This window comes from Myxococcales bacterium (assembly GCA_012517325.1).
Taxonomy (GTDB): Bacteria; Lernaellota; Lernaellaia; order Lernaellales; family Lernaellaceae; genus JAAYVF01.
The window spans coordinates 20,579-40,598 of sequence record JAAYVF010000026.1 but is presented as its reverse complement, the minus strand read 5'-3'; the positions used below and the strand labels follow the sequence as shown (position 1 = coordinate 40,598).

General features: G+C 62.5%; 22 protein-coding genes. 4 read left to right on the top strand and 18 right to left on the bottom strand.

Features of this window, described 5'->3' with window-relative positions; translation table 11 throughout:
- Position 1 precedes the first annotated feature (1 nt).
- Entirely contained in the window at positions 2 to 1,651 is a 1,650-nt protein-coding gene (locus tag GX444_05575) for a sensor domain-containing diguanylate cyclase (protein ID NLH48060.1), read from the bottom strand.
- Between the two features lie 134 nt (positions 1,652 to 1,785).
- On the opposite strand from GX444_05575, the gene GX444_05570 reads away from it, so the two are divergent.
- Complete coding sequence (locus GX444_05570) at positions 1,786 to 2,052, top strand: hypothetical protein (GenBank protein ID NLH48059.1); 267 nt, start codon at positions 1,786 to 1,788, stop codon at positions 2,050 to 2,052.
- Positions 2,053 to 2,059: 7 nt separating this feature from the next.
- Here the strand turns inward: GX444_05570 and GX444_05565 are convergent, their stop codons facing one another.
- The 17 genes from GX444_05565 to GX444_05485 form a co-directional block, all read right to left on the bottom strand.
- Positions 2,060 to 3,514: a radical SAM protein gene (locus tag GX444_05565; protein NLH48058.1), complete on the bottom strand. Its 1,455-nt coding sequence runs from the start codon at positions 3,512 to 3,514 to the stop codon at positions 2,060 to 2,062.
- 57 nt (positions 3,515 to 3,571) lie between these two features.
- Positions 3,572 to 4,288 (bottom strand): endonuclease III domain-containing protein, encoded by a 717-nt coding sequence (locus GX444_05560; GenBank protein NLH48057.1) that lies wholly within the window; start codon positions 4,286 to 4,288, stop codon positions 3,572 to 3,574.
- Entirely contained in the window at positions 4,233 to 4,499 is a 267-nt protein-coding gene (locus GX444_05555; GenBank protein ID NLH48056.1) for a hypothetical protein, read from the bottom strand. The genes GX444_05560 and GX444_05555 overlap by 56 nt, the downstream gene beginning before the upstream one ends.
- An 82-nt stretch (positions 4,500 to 4,581) precedes the next feature.
- Positions 4,582 to 5,247 carry a hydrogenase nickel incorporation protein HypB gene (gene hypB, locus GX444_05550; GenBank protein ID NLH48055.1) on the bottom strand — a complete coding sequence of 222 codons (666 nt, stop codon included), beginning with the start codon at positions 5,245 to 5,247 and terminating at the stop codon, positions 4,582 to 4,584.
- Positions 5,244 to 5,588, bottom strand: coding sequence for a hydrogenase maturation nickel metallochaperone HypA (locus GX444_05545; protein NLH48054.1), 345 nt, complete (start codon positions 5,586 to 5,588; stop codon positions 5,244 to 5,246). Before GX444_05545 ends, hypB begins: the two co-directional genes overlap by 4 nt.
- The gene (hypE, locus tag GX444_05540) at positions 5,588 to 6,601 is read right to left on the bottom strand and encodes a hydrogenase expression/formation protein HypE (GenBank protein ID NLH48053.1); all 1,014 of its coding nucleotides are present in this window, start codon (positions 6,599 to 6,601) and stop codon (positions 5,588 to 5,590) included. The genes GX444_05545 and hypE overlap by 1 nt, the downstream gene beginning before the upstream one ends.
- A complete protein-coding gene (gene hypD / locus GX444_05535) occupies positions 6,594 to 7,691 on the bottom strand; it encodes a hydrogenase formation protein HypD (GenBank protein NLH48052.1) in 1,098 nt (365 codons plus the stop codon). Before hypD ends, hypE begins: the two co-directional genes overlap by 8 nt.
- Entirely contained in the window at positions 7,681 to 7,944 is a 264-nt protein-coding gene (locus GX444_05530; GenBank protein NLH48051.1) for a HypC/HybG/HupF family hydrogenase formation chaperone, read from the bottom strand. The genes hypD and GX444_05530 overlap by 11 nt, the downstream gene beginning before the upstream one ends.
- A 24-nt stretch (positions 7,945 to 7,968) precedes the next feature.
- On the bottom strand, positions 7,969 to 9,021 hold the full coding sequence (locus tag GX444_05525; protein NLH48050.1) for a hypothetical protein: 1,053 nt from the start codon (positions 9,019 to 9,021) through the stop codon (positions 7,969 to 7,971).
- A 124-nt stretch (positions 9,022 to 9,145) separates the two neighbouring features.
- Positions 9,146 to 9,523, bottom strand: a complete 378-nt coding sequence (locus GX444_05520) for a response regulator (GenBank protein ID NLH48049.1) — start codon at positions 9,521 to 9,523, stop codon at positions 9,146 to 9,148.
- 25 nt (positions 9,524 to 9,548) lie between these two features.
- A complete protein-coding gene (locus GX444_05515) occupies positions 9,549 to 10,046 on the bottom strand; it encodes a hydrogenase maturation protease (GenBank protein ID NLH48048.1) in 498 nt (165 codons plus the stop codon).
- Positions 10,043 to 11,485, bottom strand: a complete 1,443-nt coding sequence (locus GX444_05510; GenBank protein NLH48047.1) for a Ni/Fe hydrogenase subunit alpha — start codon at positions 11,483 to 11,485, stop codon at positions 10,043 to 10,045. Before GX444_05510 ends, GX444_05515 begins: the two co-directional genes overlap by 4 nt.
- Before the next feature lie 23 nt (positions 11,486 to 11,508).
- A complete protein-coding gene (locus GX444_05505) occupies positions 11,509 to 12,054 on the bottom strand; it encodes an NADP oxidoreductase (protein NLH48046.1) in 546 nt (181 codons plus the stop codon).
- Between the two features lie 9 nt (positions 12,055 to 12,063).
- Positions 12,064 to 12,789 carry a 2Fe-2S iron-sulfur cluster binding domain-containing protein gene (locus GX444_05500; protein ID NLH48045.1) on the bottom strand — a complete coding sequence of 242 codons (726 nt, stop codon included), beginning with the start codon at positions 12,787 to 12,789 and terminating at the stop codon, positions 12,064 to 12,066.
- Between the two features lie 11 nt (positions 12,790 to 12,800).
- Positions 12,801 to 14,618: an NADH:ubiquinone oxidoreductase gene (locus tag GX444_05495; GenBank protein NLH48044.1), complete on the bottom strand. Its 1,818-nt coding sequence runs from the start codon at positions 14,616 to 14,618 to the stop codon at positions 12,801 to 12,803.
- 388 nt (positions 14,619 to 15,006) lie between these two features.
- Positions 15,007 to 16,074, bottom strand: coding sequence for a GGDEF domain-containing protein (locus GX444_05490; protein NLH48043.1), 1,068 nt, complete (start codon positions 16,072 to 16,074; stop codon positions 15,007 to 15,009).
- 42 nt (positions 16,075 to 16,116) lie between these two features.
- Positions 16,117 to 16,746, bottom strand: coding sequence for an O-methyltransferase (locus GX444_05485; protein NLH48042.1), 630 nt, complete (start codon positions 16,744 to 16,746; stop codon positions 16,117 to 16,119).
- A gap of 149 nt (positions 16,747 to 16,895) precedes the next feature.
- On the opposite strand from GX444_05485, the gene pncA reads away from it, so the two are divergent.
- From pncA to GX444_05470, 3 genes are all read left to right on the top strand, one after another.
- Positions 16,896 to 17,528, top strand: a complete 633-nt coding sequence (gene pncA / locus GX444_05480; protein ID NLH48041.1) for a bifunctional nicotinamidase/pyrazinamidase — start codon at positions 16,896 to 16,898, stop codon at positions 17,526 to 17,528.
- A 9-nt stretch (positions 17,529 to 17,537) separates the two neighbouring features.
- Positions 17,538 to 18,962 (top strand): nicotinate phosphoribosyltransferase, encoded by a 1,425-nt coding sequence (locus GX444_05475; protein NLH48040.1) that lies wholly within the window; start codon positions 17,538 to 17,540, stop codon positions 18,960 to 18,962.
- A gap of 103 nt (positions 18,963 to 19,065) precedes the next feature.
- Positions 19,066 to 19,584, top strand: a complete 519-nt coding sequence (locus GX444_05470; protein ID NLH48039.1) for a type 1 glutamine amidotransferase — start codon at positions 19,066 to 19,068, stop codon at positions 19,582 to 19,584.
- Positions 19,585 to 20,020: the final 436 nt, after the last annotated feature.

Genomic DNA, 20,020 nt, shown 5'->3' with positions numbered 1-20,020 from the left:
TTTATTGCTTCGTTTCGGTTTTTTCGCCGGCCTTGGGCACCGCGTAGACACAGACGCGGTTGCGCCCCTGGCGTTTGGCCTCGTAGAGCGCCGTGTCGGCGGTGCGGATCAATCCCTGCTTGTCGTCGGCGTGATCCGGGTAGGAAGACAGGCCGATGCTGATGGTGACGTTGCGGCCCATTTCGGGGAACTCGATTTGCGCCACGGATTCGCGGAGCCGTTCGGCCATCGCCACGGCGCCGCGGTAATCGGTTTCCGGCAGGATGATGGCGAACTCCTCGCCGCCGAAGCGGGCCGGGGTGTCGATTTCGCGGACGCGCATCTTGACCATGTCGGCCACTTTCGTCAGCACGATGTCGCCGACCTGGTGACCGAACGTATCGTTGACGCTTTTGAAATGGTCGAGGTCGCAGATCGCCAGGGCAAGCTTGTGCCCGTAGCGGCGGGCCCGTTTCATCTCGGTATCGAGGCGCACGTTGAAATAGCGGCGGATATACAGCTTGGTCAGTTCGTCGGTGATGGCCATCTCGTAGAGGGTGGCGTTGTTGATGGCGACGGCGGCCTGGTTGCCCAGGGCCGTGAGCAGATCGACGTCCTCGTGGGTGAATTTCTTGCCGTTCTTTTTGTTGGTGATGTTGATGACGCCGATCGGTTCGTCGGAGGCGATCAGCGGGATGCAGAGGATCGAATCGACGTTCGACGCCTCGCGCGCCATGTAGCGGTCGTCGTCAGTGGTGGAATTGGCGATGATCGGCTTGAGCGTCTGAAAAACCTTGCCGGCGATGCCCTCGCCCACGCCGAAGGTGGCGCATTCGATTTCGCCGCTGTTGATCGCTTCCTCGGTGCGCGGATCGGGCAGGCCTTTGACGACGCGCAGCACGAGGCGCTGGATGTTGGCGTCGTACAGCATCAGCGAGCCCTTCTGCGCCTCGGTGGTTTTCACGGCCTCGCCGAGAATGAACTTCAGCAGATTTTTCAGATCGCTGATGTGAATCATCGCCCGGCCGATGTTGTAGAGCATCGAGAGGTTCTTGACGGTTTTGTCGAGATTGGCCTTGTCGTTCTGGTTTTTTTCGTAAAGCGCCGTGGTGGTGAAACTGACGGCGGCGTGCGCGGCGAGGATCGACAGGAATTCCAGGTCTTCCTCGGAAAAGGTCGAGCCGTCCATTTTGGGGCCGATGGATAGGACGCCGACGACCCGCGCTTTGTGCACCAGCGGCAAAAACAGGCGGCTGTTGAGTACGGTCAGATTGAATTTTTCGAACGGCACCTGGAACCGTGGCAGCTCGTCGCGATCCACCACGGAAAACGGTTTCCCCTGCAAGATGGCTTGCCACAACAGGCCTTCCTGGCGGGGAAACGAAAATTCGACCGGCATTTCCTCGGGCAGGCCGAACCCGCGCACGAGATGAAAATTCGATTCCGTCTCATCCATGATGAACAGCGCGTAGGATTCGATGCCGAGCTTTTCATGGATGATGCTGGCAAAAACGTTGTAAAGCTCGCGCGCCTCGAGAATGTTGTCGAACGCCTTGTTGGCTTGCAGCAGGCTCATCAGATCGAACAACCGGCGATCCAGTCGCACGAGTTGATCGGCTAGTTCCTTGTTCCGCTTTTTCACCGCCGCCAGGGATTCCGGTTCTTTCGTCATCGTCGGGCCATCCGTCCTCGTATTTGCCCTACTTTTTATCACTCTTCCCGGGAGCACCACAAGTTCCAGGCGGGAAAATTTGACAGCGCGCCAACTTCCGGTAAGATCGAAGTCGAATCGTCCGGGAGGATTCGATGAAAAAGGGTCGGCCGTGGCTGGGATTGGCGATCGGGCTGCTTCTGCTGCTCGCCGGCGTCTGGCATTCGCCCTTACGCGCCCAGGACAACGACAGCGTCGACGACGACGCCTCGCCCGACGACGATTCCCCCGATGACGACACTTCCCCCGACGACGACACCTCGCCCGGCGACGACGCCGACGACGACGGCTCGCCCGACGACGACGCCACCATCGACGCCGGCCGCTCCTCGGTGATCGGCGACTCCGGCTGCGGCTGCTGACTCCCGCTCAGGTCGAATCGCCGTCCCGGGGCGCCGGCAGTTCACGCCGCTTGCCGAAAATGTACTTGATGAACTTGCCGAAGGCGTCGATGAAATAGCGCAGATCGTCCGGGCCGCGCAACAGCGCCAGCTTGCGCCAGATGAATCCGGGGCGGAGATAAATCCGGCGGTACATGGACCGCTGCAGGCGCACGAGGTCGGCCGGCGAAAAATGATGCGTCCGCCAGACCGGCTCGCCGCGCACGATGTCGAACTCGTCCCAGTCCTCGCGCGCGATCAGCCCCTCGCGCTGCATCATCTCGTAAAGGGAAGTGCCGGGGTAAGGCACCGCGATGTACACCATGACGAAGTCCGGCCGGATACGCAGCATCAGGCGGAACGTCGCCTCGACCTCGGCCGGCGTTTCGGTCGGGTGCGTTCCGATCATGATGAACGCGCTGGTCAGGATTCCGGCGCGCCGGGCGGCCGCGAACGCCTGCTCCACCTGCTGGATGGTGATCTTCTTGCGGATCGCCTCGAGCATGCGGGGGCTGCCGCTCTCTACCCCGAAAGCGATTTTGACGCAACCGCTTTGCGCCATCAGGCGCAGCAATTCCTCGTCGACGTTGCTGACCCGGCTGTCGCAATCCCACGAAACGCCCAGTTCGCGCAGGCCGCGGCAGATTTCGATCAGCCGTTCGCGGCCGAAGGTGAACGTGTCGTCGTCCACCGTGAAATGGTCGATGCCGTATTTTTCAACGCATTCGCGCACCTCGCCGAGCACGTGGCGGGCGCTGCGGAACCGCACCTTGGTGCGGTGCGTGACGTGGCTGCCGCAAAAGAAGCAATGCACCGGACAACCGCGGCTGGTGAACAACTCGGTGATGTTGCGCAGGCGGCTGGACAGACCCGGGCTGGAACTGCCCTGGTAGCGGGAAAAATCGAGCAGGTCGCGCGCCGGGTACGGCAGATCGTCCAGATTGGCGATCAGCGGCCGTTCCGCCGCGATCCGCAAAGCGCCGCCGTCGCGATAGACCGTGCCGGGAACGCGCTCGGGAAAGCGTTCGCCGCGTTGTCGCCGTGCGCAAATCTCGGCCAGCGTCTGCTCGCCCTCGCCGATCACCCCCAGGTCGAAGGACGGGAACTCGGCGAGCGTCCGTTCGGGGATCGCCGCAACGTGCGGGCCGCCGACGATCGTCAGGATGTCCGGGTTCGTCTCCTTGACGATCGCCGCCTGGCGCGCCGCCGTCTTGGCCAGCGGCGTCATCACCGAAAACCCCACCGCGTCGGGCGCGAACCGCCGCAACCGGTCGCGCAAGCCCACCGGCGAATACGGCTCGACCCCGTAATCCCAGATGGCCGTTTCCACGCCCAGGCGCTCGCGCACGAAGGCCGCCAACTGCGCGAGGTTGATCGGGTGCTGGACGACCTCGGTCGCGATCGACTTCATCGGCTCGGGTGGATGCACCAGCACCAGTTTCATCGGTTGAACCTCAAGCAAGACGGCGGATGAAAACCTTAGCGGCCCGCGAGGGTTTCGTCAATCAATCGCGCCGGCGGCGCGACGGAGGGCGGCCGGGCAATCGCCGCAGCGCGGCTCGCGCCGGCGGCAGAACTCCTTGCCGAGGTAGACGATCTGGGCGTGGAATTCATTGTAAAACGGCGCGTCGGGCGGAAAGCAGCGGTGAAAGAGGTCTTGCAGCTCGGCGTAGTCGATCTCCTCCGGCGTCAGTCCCATCCGCGCCAGAATCCGCCGCGTGTAGGCGTCGATGACGAAGATCGGCTGGCCGGCGGCGTAAAGCACGATCGAATCGGCGGTTTCGGGGCCGATGCCGTTGAGGGCGAGCAATTCCGCGCGCAACCGCGCCGGCGGCAGAGCCAGCAGCTTTTCCAGGCGGCCGTCGTGCGCCTTGGCGACGTGGTCGCAGAAGGTTTTGAGCTTTCGCGCCTTCTGGTTGTAATAGCCCGACGAGCGGATCGCCCGCGCCAGATGATCCAGCCGCGCCCGCCGCATCGCCTCGACCGTCAGCAGGTTCTTGCGCCGCAGCACGGCGATGGCTTTTTCGACGTTGGTCCAGGCGGTGTTCTGGGTCAGGATGGCGCCGACGCAAATCTCGAAGGGCGTCTCGCCGGGCCACCAGTGCAGCGGGCCGAAATGCGCGAACGCTCGGCGGTACAAGCCGCGCAGCGCCCGGCGCGCCTCAGCGATGGAACACTTTGAGTTCTTCGCAACTGGGGAAATGGCGCAGCCAAACATCGCTCATGCCCGGTTGGTGAAAGCAATCGACGCACAGGAAGATTTCGCACGGATCGGAAAGCTGCAAGTAGTTCTGGTGTTCGCCGTCGCCGCTCTGGGACTGAATGCGCTTGACCTTGCCGGTATGAAGGCGGAAGCCGTCGAGGCGGTAATGGTCGCCCTGATGGATCGTTTCGTTGACTTCACGCTGACAGCGGACGCAACGCGGCATCGTTCGAAGCCCTCGCAATTTCGCCTACTATAATGGGTTGTCCGCCCGCTGTCATCGTCGAATCGCCAGGAATGTCCGGATTTTATCCGCGGCGTTTGGCGGCCAGTCGCGCCTTGACCCAAGCGACGAACCGCCCGACGCCCTCGCCGGTGCGGGCCGAAACGCGCAACACTTCCAGGCGCGGATTGACCGCGCGGATGTTTTTCTCCATCAGATCGACGTCGGCGCCCAACGCCGCCGCGGCGTCGATTTTGTTGATCAGGGCCAGCGTCGCCTCCTGAAACAGCAACGGGTACTTGAGCGGCTTGTCCTCGCCCTCGGCGATCGAAAGCACGGCGATCTTGTAATCCTCGCCGAGATCCTCCTCAGCCGGACAGACCAGGTTGCCGACGTTTTCGATCACCACCAGGTCGAGCCGGTCGAGCGGCAGGTTGGCCAGCGCGTTCTTCGCCGACGGCGTCGCGATGTGGCAACTGGTGATGCCGGTACAGATCGGCTCGACGAGAATGTTCAGCTTTTCCAGGCGATCGGCGTCGTTGCGCGTCGCCGCGTCGGCCTCGATAACCCCCAAACGCAGATCGGCGGCGAGCAACGGCAACGCTTTTTCGAGCAGCGTCGTTTTTCCCGAGCCGGGCGAACTGATGAGGTTGATCGCCAGGATGCCCCGGCGCTGGAGATCGGCGCGAATATCCGCCGCCAGCTTCTGATCGTCGCGGCGCGGATCCTTATCGACAACAAGCGTAGTCATTCTTCCACCTCGATTGCGGTAATTAACAATTCCTTGCCCTTGATCAGATTCATCGGCGAGCCGCAAACCTCGCAGATCAGAATCGGTTCGTCGCGTTCGAAGTCCTGCCGACAGCTCGGACAATGCGCGACCATCCGTTGCAATTCGACGACCAGTTCCGCCTCGGCCAGCGGCGTTTCCGCCTTGAAGGCGTCGAAAAACATTTGCATCGCGTCCGGCACCAGGCCCTGGCAGACGCCCACGGTGACGCGCACCTCGCGGGCCGTTCCGCGGACCTCGTTCTCGGCCAGGGCCGCGATTGCGGCATCCAGGATCGAGCGGGTGATCGCGCCCTCGTGCATCAGCAGATCCGCGGCAGGCCGGCTTCAATCGGCATTTCGACGACCCGGCGCGTACCGATGGCGGTTTCCATGACCACGCGGCCGCGCTTGCCGCCCGGTTCGACCCGGCCGATGCGGACCGCATTGGCGCCGTGCGGATGCCGGCGGATCGTTTCCAACACCGCGTCGGCCGCTTCGGGCGCGACGAACAGCAACGCTTTGCCCTCGTTCGCCAGGGGCAGCGGATCGAGGCCGAGCACCTCGATGAACGCGGCGACGCCGGGCGCGATCGGAATTTGCGTTTCCTCGAGCACGATCTGCAGGCCGGTGTCCTGGGCAAATTCGTTCAGCGTGGCGGCCAGCCCGCCGCGCGTGGGATCGCGCAGGGCGTGCAGATGCGGCCCGGCGACGGCGGCGGCTTGCGCGACCAGTTCGTGCAGCGGCGCGCAGTCGCTGGCCAGTTCGCGCGCGAAGCCGAGCTTTTCGCGGGCGTTGAGGATCGCCGCGCCGTGATCGCCGACGGTGCCGGTCACCAGCAGCAGATCGCCGGCGCGGATGAGGGACGGCCCCACCGGTCCGAACACGCGGGTGCCCAGACCCGTGGTGTTGATGAACAGCCCGTCCACCGTGCCCTTTTCCACGACCTTGGTGTCGCCGGTGACGACCTCGACTCCGGTGGCGCGGCAGACCTCGCCGATCGACCGCATGATGCGCGTCAGTTCCTCGAGCGCGAAGCCTTCCTCGATGATCAGCCCGAGCGACAGGTAACGCGGCGCCGCGCCCATCATGGCGACGTCGTTGATCGTGCCGACCACGGCCAGCTTGCCGATGTCGCCGCCCGGGAAAAAGCGCGGCGTGATGGTGAAGCTGTCGGTGGAGACGACCACCGGCGGCCGCAAATCGGGCAACACCGCCGCGTCGAGGGTCACCGCGTGACCGTTGTGGCCGGACAACGCGGGAATGATCACTTCGTCGAGCAGATCCTGGGTCAATTTGCCGCCGAAGCCGTGGGCCAGGCGGATGCGATCACTCATGAGGATCCTCCGGATAGAGATAATGGGCGCGGCAGGCGCCCTCGCCGCCGACCATGCACGGGCCGCGCGGATGGTCGGGCGTGCACAACCCGCCGAACAACCCGCATTGCTCGGGCTCACGGCGGCCGACCATGATCAGGTGGCACTGGCAACCGGGCATGACGTCCTCCACGCCCGTTTCCTCGGCGACGCCCAGCCGCGACAGCGCGTCGTAGCGCCGGAACGGTTCGCGCAACACCAGCCCGGTGCCCGGCAACATGCCGATTCCCCGCCACGCGGCGTCGGCGCGCGTAAACACCCGGTCCATCACTTCCTGGGCGCGGCGATTGCCTTCCGGGCGCACCACCTGGCGGTAGCAATTCGCCACCGTCGGCTCGCCCCGGCGAAGTTGGCGGACGATGGACAACAGCCCGGCTAGGATATCGGCGGCGGCGAAACCCGCCACGGCCGACGGCAGGCGATATTTGTCGGCCAGGAATTGATACGCGACCTGGCCGGTGATCACCGCCGCGTGGCCGGGCAGCAGGTAACCGCTGATGGCGTCCTCGCCGCCGGCCGCCAGCGCCTCCACCGCCGCCGGTACATAACGGTGGCAGGTATAAATCGTAAAGTTGGGCGGCAAGTCGCCCAGCAGCATCGCCGCGACGGGCGCGGCGGTGGTTTCGAAACCGATGCTGAAAAAAACGACCGTGCGGTCCGGGTGCCGCCGGGCCAGCTCGGCCGGCTCGTGCAGATCGTAGACCACGCGAACGTCGGCGCCGTCGCCCCGCGCGTCGAACAGCGAACCGCTTTGAATCGGGGTTTTGACGATGTCGCCATAGGCGCAGACGATCGGCCGCGCCGGATGCAGGGCCAGCTTGATCGCCGTCGCGATCGCCGCCGCCGGCGTGATGCAGACCGGACAGCCCGGTCCGGCGACCAGCCGCACGTTGGCGGGCAGCAGTTGCCGCAACGCGTGCCGGCCGATCTCGTGCTCGTGCGTGCCGCAGACGTGCATCACGGTCACCGCCGCCAGCAGCGCCGCCTCTTCGCGCAGGGCGGCGGTCAGCGCGCGCACCGTTTCCTTCAATTGACGGGGATCAGTTTTCATCCGGCCGGCGAGCCTCCGGCGCCAGCGCCTCGCCGGTTTCGACGAACTCGTCGTAGGCCTCCAGAATCGCCCGCGCGTCCTGTTCCTCCAGGACCTCGATGGCCGAACCGGCGTGCACCAAGACGTAATCGCCCAGCTTGGCTTCCGGCACCAGGATCAGATTGACGGGCAACTCGGTCCCGCCCGCGTCCACCGCGCCGGACAGACCGTCCGGTTGGATCGTCGTCAATTTCATCGGTTTTGCCAGACACATCCTGCCCTCCGTGCGGTGAATAGACTAATCGGCGGGAGCGGTCAGGACAAGGCCGATTTGACCCAGGGCGATGGCCTGGTCGCCGGGCGGCAATTGCTGCGATTTCACGGCGGTCAGGCCGCGCGCCGCCAGTTCCTCGTTCAACAACCGATCGAGCAACCGATTGAGAAAGACGCCGCCGGACGCGATCACGGTCTTGGCGCCCGTCTCCCGCGCCAGGCGCGCCGCGACTTCGGCGACGGCCCGCGCGGCGGCGACGTGGAACGAATACGCCAACGCGGGAGCGTCGGCCGCGGCCGCGAACGCCAGTTCCGGAATCGCCGGGAAATCGATCACCGCCGGCTCGCCGGCGGAAATCGCGAACGGCCATTCGATCGTCGGCGACGGTCCGCCGGCCGCTTCCGCCCGCTTTTGAAGTTCGATCGCCGGTTCCGCCTCGAAAGCGGCGGTGACGCGGATGCCGAGCAGCGCGGAGACGGCGTCGAACCAGCGGCCGAGCGCCGTGCTGCGGCCGACCGCCAGCCGGGCCCGCAAGCCCGCCTGAAACAGCGCCAGGTCGTTTACCGGTGCCTGTCGCAGGGCGATCCATTCGGCCAAACGGCTTTCGGGAACGCCGCGTTCGGCAAGCATCGCCAGCGCGATCCGCCAGGGGCCGCGCACGGCTGCATCGCCCCCCGGCAGCGGCAGCGGAGCGAAATGTGCCGCGCGCCGCAGGCCGTCGCGCAGGGAACCGGCGAAGATTTCGCCGCCCCAGGCGATGCCGTCGTCGCCGTAGCCCGTGCCGTCGAACGCCAGTCCGACGACCGGTTCGGCATACAGGCCGCGTTCCAGGCACACCGCCGCCACGTGGGCGCGGTGGTGTTGCACGTGGGCGATCCGGCAGCCGCGTTCGGCGGCGACGCGTTCGCCCAGGCCGGTGGAAAAGTAGCCCGGATGACGGTCGCAGATGATGAGTTCCGGCGCGAGCCGATCCAGCAGGGCTTCGAGTTTGTCCTGGGTGTCGGGCCCGGCCAGATCGCCGATTTCGTCCAACACCTCGGCCTGGTCGTTTTGCGCCCAGACCGGCCGGCATTTCAAGTCGCCCCCGAGGGCGACGGCCGGCGCCGCGATGCTTTTGGGTAGTGCGATTTTCATGGTCTTAAAAAAGGAAGGCGCGCCGCACCGTCGCCGGTCCGGCGTACCTTCCCGATTGTTCGCCCCGTTATTTCTTCAACTTGGTCTTCAGGGTCACCAGCAAGGTATTGGGATCGATCGGCTTCTGGAAGACGCCGGCCAGCCCCAGTTCCGTGTAGCTGATGTTCTGCGACAGCGAGTCGCCGACCGAACTGAGCATGTACACCGGCTGCTCCGCCTTGAGCAGTTTCAGTTCCCGGACGAAGTTCCGCCCGGCGTCGATCTCTTCCATCATCATGTCGACGATGACCAGATCGGGATGCGCTTCCTTGTATTTCTTCAGGCCGGCCTCGGCGCTGGGGGCCTCTTCCATGTGGTAGCCGGCATTTTCCAAAATGGTCCGCAATACCATCAAGACATCCGGATCGTCATCGATGCACAGAATCACGAATTTTCCGTCTTTCATCTTCTTCCCTCGCGCCTGGTTGGGTTCAACTCGCCGGTCGCGACCGGTCGCCTGCCGCCGCCAGCGCCACGGGGCCCTGCCGGAGCAACGGCACCAGAAATTCGATCGCCGCCGCGAGATTGGCCTCGGCTTGTGCCGTCAACTTTTCAGTGAACATCCCGAACGAGTAACCGCGAATCCCCAGGAGATAGCCCTTGGTTTTCGCCCCGAACATCTCCTCCGCCAGCCCCAGGACCGTGGCCGCGTCGACGCTGTGCGTGGAAAACGACAGTTGCCGTTTCGGCGCCAGCGGCGCGAAGGAAAAGGGCTCGGGCCCCGCCACGGCCGCATCGGCGAAAATCACCGCCGGGTATCGGGCGACCGTCGCGGCGTCCTCGACCGAGAGTTGGTAGTTGGCGTCAACCGCCACACCGGCGATCGCCAGCTTTTCCACCGCCTCGGCCAGGGACGTTCCCAGGCCGTCGTCCTCGCGGCCCGGGTTCCCGTAACCATAGAGCAACACCTGGTCCGCGTCCGGGATCAACCTCTCGTCTTCCTGTCGACCAGGTTACCCTCGGCGTCGACCAGCGTCACTTCGAGCGGCATCTGGCCCAGGGCGTGCGTCGCGCAGGACAGGCACGGATCGTAGGCCCGGATGGCCACTTCGATGCCGTTGAGCATGCCCTCGGTGATCGCCCGGCCGTCGAACGTGTCGGCCGCGACCTTCTGCACCGCCCGGTTCATCGGCTCGTTGTTGCTGGTGGTGGAGACGATCAAGTTGCCCATGACCACCTGGTCGTTCTTGTCGACGCGATAGTGGTGGAACAGCGTACCGCGCGGCGCCTCGATGAGGCCGACGCCTTCCTCGCGGCGCTGGCCGTTGACCACCAGATCGTTGCCCTGCAAATCCTTGTCGTTCAGCAGTTCCTTGATCTTTTCGATCGAGTGCAACAATTCGATGATGCGCGCCCAGTGATACGCCATCGTGATGTTGATCGGCTTGCCGCCGCCCAACGCCATGAATTCATTCCGTTCGGCTTCCGCCTCGGGCGTATCGATGAAATCGGCGGCGTTCACGCGGGCCAGCGGGCCGACGCGGTACCAGCCGTTTTCCGGGCCAATCGATTTGATGAACGGGAACTTCATGTACGACCACGGCCGCACTTCCTCGGCGATGTAGTCGTAGTATTTCTGGTAGTCGACCTGATCGAAGATCTTCTTGCCGCCGGCGTCGATCGCGCGCAGGTTGCCGTGGTACAGATCCATCGCGCCGTCGGCGCGGATCAGGCTCACGTGGTTCGAATCGAAGGAGCCGAACGGCGCCAGCGCTTCGAGTCCCTTGCGCGTGATGTCCTTGACGATGGCCATCGCGCCGCGCGACCAGGTGATCATCTGGTCGAGGTCTTTCAGCAGGTAATCGCGTTCCTCGATGGTGAGGTTTTTGTTGATGCCGCCGGGGATCGCGCCGGTGCCGTGGATTTTCTTGCCCGCGGTCCGCTTGATGATTTCCTGCCCGTACTTACGCATCATCACCGCCTGGACGGCCAGGTCGGGGTGCTTGTAGATGATGCCGATGACGTTGCGGATCGCCGGATCGGCGTCGAAGCCGAACAGCAGGTCCGGCGACGCCAAGTGGAAGAAGTGCAACGCATGCGACTGGAACATCTGGCCGTAGTGCATCAGGCGGCGCATCTTCTCGGCGGTCGGGGTCAACCGGTCGGCGCCGACGATGACGTCCATCGCCTTGGCGGCCGCCAGGTGGTGGCTGACCGGGCAGATACCGCACAGCCGCTGCACCAGCACGGGCACTTCCCAGTACGGCCGGCCTTGGATAAAGCGCTCGAAACCGCGGAACTCGACGATGTGCAGGCGCGCCTGCGCGACCTTGTTTTTCTCGTCGAGCAGCAAGGTCACCTTGCCGTGACCCTCGACACGCGTCACGGGTTCGATAACCACGCGTTTTAATTCTTTCGTCTCTTTCATGGCGACTCCCTATCCTCTCTCGCTCAGTCGTACTTAATGAGTTCGTACGGCAGGGCCAGCGGTTTGCCGGTAAGCAACGCGACCAACGCTTCCCACAACGTGTCGGCTGGAGGCGGACAGCCGGGGAGGTGATAGTCGATTTTCACCACTTCGTGACAGGGATAGACCTTGTCGAGAAGCAGCGGGATTTCCGGATCGTTGGGCAGTTTGCCGCTCGGGTTGTAAACGGTCGGGCCGTTGAGGTACGCCTCTTCGAGGCATTCCTTGAGCGGCACCGTGTTGCGCATCGCGGGCAGGCCGCCCATGATCGCGCAGTCGCCGACCGAGATGAGGATGTCGCAGTGTTTGCGAAAGTCGCGCAGCACGCGGACGTTTTCCTCGTTGGCGCAGCCGCCTTCGATCAGGCCGACCAGACACCGGCCGGTGAATTCCTTGATGTCGTCCACCGGCGACTTGTCGAAATCGATCAACTCGACCAGTTTCAGAATCCGGTCGTCAATGTCCAGGATCGACATGTGACAGCCGAAGCAACCAGCCAGAGATGCCGTGGCGATTTTCGGTTTTTCCATCTGTCAACCTCACTTATCGGCGCTGGCCGAAGCTTGTTTTTTCTCGATAGCGGAGCCGATCGGCTCGTGGTCGTACAACCGCTGGCCCACCGGAATCTTGTAGCCCACCCGCTTGCGCAACAGTGCGCCCACCGGGCAAATCTGCACCGCCTTGTCGGTGGCCGCCGCGTTGGTCGCGGCCAGGTCGGCGTCGGCGTTGACCGCCAGCTTCTTGTGGTGGCCGCGGCCGACGAACTCAAACACCGTCTTGCCGTCGACATCGCGCGAGGCGCGCACGCAACGACCGCAGAGGATGCAGCGGTTGCGGTCGATGAAGATATCAGGGTGCGAGGCGTCCACTTCCCGTTGCGGGAAGAGATAGGGATACTGCGGGGCGGCGATGCCGAAGCGATAGGCCATCGCCTGCAGTTCGCAGTTGCCGCTCTTTTCGCAGAACATGCAGAAGTGGTTGCCCTCGACGAACAACATGTCGATGATGGCGCGGCGGATCGCCGCGATTTTCTCGGAGCCGTTGTCGACGATCATGCCCGGCGCCACCGGCTGCGTGCAGGCCGCCTGCGGCCGGCCGTTGACCAGCACCGTGCAAACGCGGCAACTGCCGTGCACCTTCAGCTCGGGATGGAAGCACAGCCGCGGGATGTAGATGCCCGCCGCCTCGGCCGCCTGCAGGATGGTCTGCCCCGGTTGGGCCTTGATCTCGACACCGTCAATGATAAAGGTGATTGCGTCACTCATGGTACCACCCTCTATTCGTGGTGATGGACCGCTTTGCGGCCCTGCACTTTTTCGGCCAACTTCAACGCCTGCGCCAGGTCGAAGGTCGGCTGCTGGCCGTCCTTCATCGGGTGGACCAGAGCGTTGTACGCCGGGCGGAAGTTTTTCAGCGTCGTCAAAACGGGGTTCGGCGAGGTCTGGCCCAACCCGCAGCGGCTTGCGGCTTTGACGATCTCGCCCAGCTTCTGCAGGTACTCGATGTCTTGCGGCGTGCCCTGGAGCGCGCGGATCTGATGCAGGCGCTCGCGGAGCAGGCGGTTGCCGACCCGGCAGGGCGTGCAGTAGCCGCAGCTTTCATGGATGAAGAATTCCATGAAGGACTCGGCCACCTCGAGCACGTCGCGTTCCGGCCCGAAGATCATCACCGAGCCGCCGGTCGCCAGGTCGTCGAAGCAGATCGTCCGGCCGAAATCGGCGGGACCGACCAGGTTGCCCGAGGGGCCGCCCATCTGCACCGCGATCGCGTCCGTGCCGCCGACTTCCTTGAGCAGATCGGCCAGCGTCATGCCGAACGGAATCTCGTAGACGCCCGGGCTGGAGCAGTCACCGCTGACCGACAACAACTTGGTGCCGGGGCTGCCGTGCGAGCCGATTTCCGAGAACCACGCCGCGCCCTGTTCGATGATGCGCGGCACGCAGCAGAACGTCTCGACGTTGTTGACCGTCGACGGGTTGCCTAGATAGCCCTTTTGGGCGGGGAACGGCGGCCGGTTTTTCGGATCGCCGCGCAGGCCCTCGCAGGAGCTGATCAGCGCGGTTTCCTCGCCGCAGACGTAAGCGCCGGCGCCCATCTGAATGCGGATGTCGAAATTGAAGCCCTGCTTGCCCATGATGTTCGCGCCGAGCCAGCCCTGGCGGCGGCGGTCGTCGAGCACCTTGTTCAGGTAGGCTTCGAGGTAAGCGTATTCGCCGCGCAGATACAGGATGCCCATTTCGGCGCCGATCGCGTAACCGGCGATCGTCATGCCTTCGAACAGCATGTCGGCGCGTTCGGTGAGCAGCACGCGGTCTTTGAACGTGCCGGGCTCGCCTTCGTCGGCGTTGCACAGCACGTATTTCTGCTTGCCGTCGGAATTGCGGGTGAACTCCCACTTGAGGCCGGTCGGGAAGCCCGCGCCGCCGCGGCCGCGCAGGCGGGCCGTTTTGATTTCGCGGATGACTTCCACCGAACTCATCGCCAGGGCTTTGCGCAGCCCCTCGCCGGACGGGAAATCGGCGAACAACACCTGGCCTTTGCGGCGCAGGTTGTTGTGGACCATGGAACGAACCAGTTCGTGGGCGTTGAAGCCGTCACCCAGGCGCTTGACCAGCCGTTTCGGGTCGCCGGTTTCCTTCAGGGTGCGGACGATTTCCCGCGCCTTGTCGCTGGACAGGTAGGTCACCACGACGTCGTTGACCAGCGCCGCCGGCGCCTGATCGCTCATCCCGATGCAGGGCGCCCATTCGAGGCTGATCTTGCCGTCTTTCGTGGTTTCGCCGAAATCGATGCCCAGTTCCTGTTTGAAGGCCTCGGCGACCTGATCGACACCCTGATATTTGTCGATGATGTCGTTGCACAGCCGGATGACGATCTTGCCCTTGGGCGTGTCGGAGAAGAAAGCGTAAAACGAAACCAAGCTCGCCACTTCCACTCGCGGGATGCCCAGTTCCTTCGCGATGAGGTCGATCGCTTCGCTGCTGATGTACCCGTTTTTGGCTTGGACGGCCTCGACGATGTCCATTAACCGCGATTGATCCTTCCCCACTCCGCCACAGATCTTGTTGATGGTGCTTGCCAGACTTTCGCTCATAATAAACCCCAGTGCTTTTTGCCCTCTGACATGATTGGCTTCTTTGAGTGAGTGCTCATTCAGGTTGCTCAGAATACTTAACCGGCCCCCGAAGGTCAAGAGGAAAGTGCAACCATTCTCCCGTGTTGAAATCGATTCGCGCGATTCGGCATTTTCGATTGCGACAATTGGACTTACAGGCCAAAAACGTCCTGTAAAAGCTATCAAAATATTTGCGTGGTGGAAAATTTTTGCGCTGTGAATTTCCTCACGATACCCTCCCTGTTAAAGCATTAACGGGATTCTGTGATTTTTTCGTCTTTTGAATCGCTTAATTACGCCACTTTCCATATATTTTAGCTTTCCAGCCGCATTGGCCGATCGAAAAACAACGAGATACACCACTGCTTTATCGGCCGGCGGGTATTCCAGTGACCACGATTCGATTCGTTCCGTCGCTCTTGGCTTTGCGTAAATTCTGTTCCGCGGATTCGATGAGCCGGGGCAGATTGGTGTCGACCGTGCGACGAAATTTTCCGTAGACCGCACCGACACTCACCGTGGCCGGAGCGCCCAGCGCGGCGGTTTCCAGTTCCACGCGGCGACGGATCGTTTCGACCACCTTGGGCACCGACTTGGCGGTGACGCGGCTCAAGGCCATGGCAAAGCAATCCCCTTCGTAGCGGCCGAGCAAATCGGAGTGCCGCACATCCTCGCTCAATTTCTCGGCGATGACCTGCAGGAGGCGATCACCGACGGCGAAACCGCGCTCTTCGTTGATTCGCTTCAACTCGTCCACGTCGATCAACAGCACGGCCATGGCGTAGGAATTGCGTTGCGCCAGGTAGGCGTGGGTCGACAACGTGGCCAGAAAACCGCGCCGATTGACCAATCCCGTCAAACTGTCGGTGCGGCCGTATTCCACCAGAGCCTGGACATTATTGAACATCGATTCGATCGATTGCATCAGCAATTGCAAATCCGGGCTCTCGGGATTGAACGCGCGGGTTCCCTCGATGAACATTGTGATATGCCGGCGGTAATCCAGCGGCGCGATTTCGCTGTCCGTCAGTTGATTGTAAAAATGAATCAATGTTAGAAAGGCCTCGTGCAGCATCTGGAACTCCAATTCCGTCGCCACCAGAAACGCCTGATGTGACTCCGGTTTACGGCAGTATTCGCCGAATCGTTCCCGGCTGCGCGCCAGAATCCCGGCCAACTTATCCCGAATGATGAACGGCTGATCGAATACCTGCGGCAGGATGTGCAATTCGGCCAGCTTGAGCATCTTTTCCCAGAGACCGACGTGATCCTTTTCCTCGACCGCCAATTCTTCCCAGAATCGCCGTAAGTCGCCGGCCGGCGAATCCGTCGCGAACCGCTGGTAGATTTCGACCGCCAGTTCGTCGATCTGCAGGCACGATTCGAGAATCTCGAAAAGCACGCCCTTTCGTTTCTCGCGAGTCTCCGCGATCAATGCAGACTCCCTCCACCGCCAAGCTCTCCGCCCTGGGCGAAGCTACTTTTTCACGGCCACCGACAAACCATCGCGCAGCGGCAGGATCACCGTTTCGTAACGAGAATCGGCCGCCAGTGATTGATTGAACCGCAGGACACCGCGCGTCGGCGCATCCGGTTCCGGCGCGGCGACCTTGCCGTACCACAAGGCATTGTCGGTGACGAACAAACCGCCCGCGCGCAGCAAAGTCGTCGCGGTTGCGATCGCCGCCGGATAATCCTCCTTGTCGATATCACTAAAAACGATGTCGAACGGCCCCTGAATTCCGCGGGCCAGCGACAGCGCCTCGCCGACGTGAAAGTGCAGTTTGCCCTCCATTCCCGCCCGCCGGAAATAGTCCCGGGCGCGATCGCGATTGTCCGCCGATTGGTCCGTGCAATGAACCTCGCCGTCCGGCGGCAGCGCCAGGGCGAACCAAAACGCGCTGTAACCGTAACCGGAGCCCAATTCCAGCACTCGCCGCGCCCCGGCGAAACGCGCCAGGATGAACAACAATCGGCCGACATCGGGGCCGACGATCGGGAAATCGTGCGCCGCCGCCCAGGCCTCCATTTCGGCCAACGGCGGAACCGACGGCGAGCGCACGGTGGCCAGGTATTTTTCGATGTCCGGCTGAACGATCGGCATCATCCTTCCATCTCCTCTGATTTAACTTTAAGCATGAATTTCCGAATTGCCTATTTTCGTTCCGAGCCGGTCGTGCCCGGCCTTGTTGCGGGCCTGCTTGTAGCGCAAAATTCGAGGGTAACCGAAGCAACGGAGCGGAAGACTTGGGAACGATCAGGGGATTGAACCAGGCGTTGATCGCAGTGGATCTGCAAAACGATTTTTGTCCGGGCGGCGCGCTGGCCGTGCCGGAAGGCGACCGGGCCATTCTGGTCGTCAATCGTCTGTCGCGCTCGTTTCAGCACATCGTCTATACACAGGATTGGCATCCGGCCGATCACCTTTCCTTCGCGTCATCCCACCCCGGGAAAAAGGCCTATGAAACCGTCGATCTCGCTTACGGCCGGCAGATTCTCTGGCCGACGCACTGCGTTCAAGGCACCCGCGGCGCGGAATTCCATCCGGAAGCGGACGTACAGTCCGGCACACTGATCATTCGCAAGGGTTTTCATCGCGCCATCGACTCCTATTCGACCTTCTTCGAAAACGACCAGCGCACCGCCACGGGCCTCGCCGGCTATCTGCGCGACCGCGGCATCGACACCGTTTACCTGGCCGGGCTCGCCACCGATTTCTGCGTCCTCTGGTCCGCCCTCGACGCCCACCGGCTGGGCTTTCGCGTATTCGTCGTCGAAGACGCCTGCCGCGGTATCGACCTGAACGGCTCGCTCGCCGCCGCGCTAAACGAAATGGATCGCGCCGGCGTCAATCGCGTTCAATCGGCCGAGATCATCGAATCGAGGTGAGCGACCACCATGACTCTCCCCGCCACGCCGCTGTTCACCGATCTGTACGAGCTGACGATGATGCAAGGCTATTGGCGCGAAGGGATCCACCGCCGCCGCGCCTGTTTCGAAATGTTTTTCCGCCGTTTGCCGTTCGGCGGCGGTTATGCCGTCGCCGCCGGGATCGCCGACGTCGCGATCTTTTTGAACGGCTTGCATTTCACCGCGACCGATCTCGATCATCTGCGCTCGCTGGGAATGTTTTCGGCGGATTTTCTGGCCTATCTGCGCGATTGGCGATTCACCGGCAACGTTGATGCCGTGCCGGAAGGAAGCTGCGTTTTCCCTTACGAACCGGTGGTGCGGGTTTGCGCACCGCTCGATCAAGGACAGGTGATCGAGTCGGCCCTGTTGAACGCGGTCAATTTCCAAACACTGATCGCCACCAAGGCCATGCGCATCTGCCGGGCGGCCGGGCGCGACAACGTTCTCGAATTCGGCATGCGACGAGCCCAGGGAGCTGATGGCGCGCTGTCCGCCGCCCGCGCGGCGTATATCGGCGGGTGCGCGGCAACCTCCAACGTGGAGGCCGGCCGGCAATACGGCATTCCCGCGCGCGGCACCCAGGCCCATTCGTGGATCATGGCCTTTCCGGACGAACTGACGGCTTTTCGCGCCTATTGCGAAGCCTATCCGGAAAACGGCACTCTTCTGGTCGACACCTACGACACCCTGCGCAGCGGCGTTCCCCATGCCATTCAGGTCGCGCATGAACTGGAGCAAAAAGGCCACCGGCTGTTCGGCATCCGCTTGGATTCCGGCGATCTCGCCGCGCTGGCCAAGGAAGCCCGCCGCCGGCTGGACGAAGCGAATCTGCCGGGGGTGAAAATCGTCGCTTCCGGCGACCTGGACGAATATCGGGTCGCGGCGCTATTGCGCGAGGGAGCGCCGATCGATCAATGGGGAATCGGCACGCGGCTGGTAACGGCCCAGGACGATCCCTCACTGACCGGCGTTTACAAACTGGCCGCCCTGGAGGGCGAGAACGAGCGATGGGAATGCAAAATGAAGCGTTCGGATTCCACCGCAAAAACCACCGTTCCCGGCATGAAAGATCTCTGGCGGCTCAGCGATCCGCAGGGGCGATTTGTCGCCGACGTGCTGGAACTGGAGACCGCCAAACCGGATTGGATGCATTCGACGCCATTGTTTTCGCTGGAAACCGGCGAGCAGGTTTTGATGACGAATCCGGCCTGGATCGCCGAAACGATCTTGCGACCCTTGATCCGCGAGGGGATACCGGCCGGTGAATCGCCGTCGTTGGCCGCCATCAAAGAAAATGCCCGGCGGGAAATCGACCGTTTGCCGGCAGCCTGTTGCGAACTGATCGATCCCGCCGCGTATCCGGTGCTCGCCGGACCGGAGCTCGGCCGCGAAATCCGCCGCGGTCGTTAAAAAGGCTCTTCCCTCCCTTGCCTTCCCTTCGACGTGATTATGTTTGCATGGCAGGGATACCGTTTTCCCAGCCGATTGCCGAAGGGAAATGGGGGATATGCTCATGTCATTGAACGGTAAAATCGTTTATCTCCTCGCCGAGGAACTCTATGAAGAAATGGAGCTCTGGTACCCTTATTATCGACTTTTGGAGGAAGGCGCGAAGGTGACCCTCATCGGTTCGGGTTCGGCGACCAAATACACGGGGAAAACAGGCGCCTATCCGGTCAAGGTCGACGGCAAGGCGGCGGATTTTTCCGGCGACCGCTGCGACATTTTGATCATTCCGGGCGGCTATGCGCCGGACAAAATGCGGCGCTATCCCGAGATGGTCCGTTTGGTTCGGGAGGCATTTGCCGCCGGGAAAATCGTCGCGGCCATCTGCCATGGGCCCTCGATGTTGTGCTCAGCCGATGTGGTTCGCGGCAAGCAAGTGACCGGGTCGCCGGCGATTCAAGTGGATCTGGTCAATGCCGGCGGGGAATATCTCGACGTCGAAGTGGTGGTGGACGGCCGCTTGATCACCAGCCGCCGGCCCGATGATCTGCCGGCTTTTTGCCGGGCAATTATCCACGCGGTTTGATCAAAGCCTTCCCCACATTAAATTGAGGAATTATCGACATCTGTAGATTTTTAGATAACCAACCAAATTTTATCCCCACCATCGAATCATCGTCCCTACGACCGATTGTAACGCTCCATCATCGACGCGAAAAAAATAGATTCGGCCGCCGTCATGGTTTATCCGCCAATCGGAAAGCGAGCGAAAAGTAATGGGGGCGAATTCATTAATTTTCCGTTCCAAAATCCAAACTTCGATCTGCCGGCCAACCAACAGCCTCCAAGAAATACATTTTTGAGATCATCGCCCGATAAGTTCATGTTCCAACTGAAAACGATTAATGAAAAGGATTTTTCCCGGAAGCCGCTTTTTCCCGCAATCGGGACATTTGCATGTTTTTATAATTTATCCACCTGGTTAAAAAGTGACAATCATCGGGCTAATTGAAATCCAGTCT